The following is a 735-nucleotide window of genomic DNA, read 5'->3' as shown; positions in this document are numbered from 1 at the left end:
CCTCCCTCCCCCGTGCGCCCCGCCTGCACCGGATGGACGACGGGACCGCGGCCCGCCGGCGTGAGACCATCGAAGCGGTCACACCCGACCGGTCGTCAAAAACCGTGACGGACGGCGAAAAAACATCAACGACAGGACCACGCGACAGGTTCCGCTCGGGCTTCATTGCCCGGCGTGACCTGCCGTGATACACAGAGTGACGATGCATACCAAACCCATAAGGCAATAGCGCCAAGTCGACATCGTCGGCGTGATTGTCGGCGAGAATGACCCTGACCTCTGCACAAGGACAGGGAACGTGAACTACCCAACAGGGGCGGTGAGTTACATGCTCTTTGCAGCCGACAAGGGAGACATCAACACCATCATCGGCGGGATCGCTCCGGACTGGGGCCCCTTCGGCAGCCTGGGCAACGAGGCCAAGGTGATGATCGAGGTGGTGATGGCCGTCGCCATCCTGATGTGCCTCGGCATCGCCATCTGGGGTGCGGCCAAGCAGCGCATCGGCGCCACGGCCCTGCGTGACACGTTCAGCGCCGAGCAGGGCAAGGGACTGATCATCGCCGGCCTGACAGGGGTGTTCATCATCGGCTCGCTCGGCACGCTCTTCACCATCGTGTACGGCATGGCCGTATAAGCCGTACGACCGGCGCACACCCGCGCATGCCGCGCACGGTGCTCCGCCCGCGCCGCAGGCCAGACCCCTCCGGGCGCGCCCGGTGCCCCCACTACCCC

2 protein-coding genes are annotated in these 735 nt (G+C 65.6%); both read left to right on the top strand.

The features are described 5' to 3' along the window. On the top strand, nucleotides 1-188 hold a 188-nt coding region (locus CCN35_RS29040), incomplete at its 5' end, for a hypothetical protein (protein WP_211285590.1). A gap of 140 nt (nucleotides 189-328) precedes the next feature. Further along, entirely contained in the window at nucleotides 329-637 is a 309-nt protein-coding gene (locus CCN35_RS27110) for a hypothetical protein (protein WP_067399913.1), read from the top strand. Nucleotides 638-735 lie beyond the last annotated feature (98 nt).

Origin of the sequence: Streptomyces thermovulgaris (assembly GCF_002155915.1) — a bacterium.
GTDB classification, from domain to species: domain Bacteria; phylum Actinomycetota; class Actinomycetes; order Streptomycetales; family Streptomycetaceae; genus Streptomyces; species Streptomyces thermovulgaris.
Note: the sequence above shows the minus strand (reverse complement) of the source record. Positions and strands in the feature narration are given on the sequence as shown.

What these genes read in the sequence shown, in the direction of transcription:
- CCN35_RS27110 (WP_067399913.1), top strand. Translation starts at nt 329, where the DNA reads ATGCTCTTTGCAGCCGACAAGGGAGACATCAACACCATCATCGGCGGG.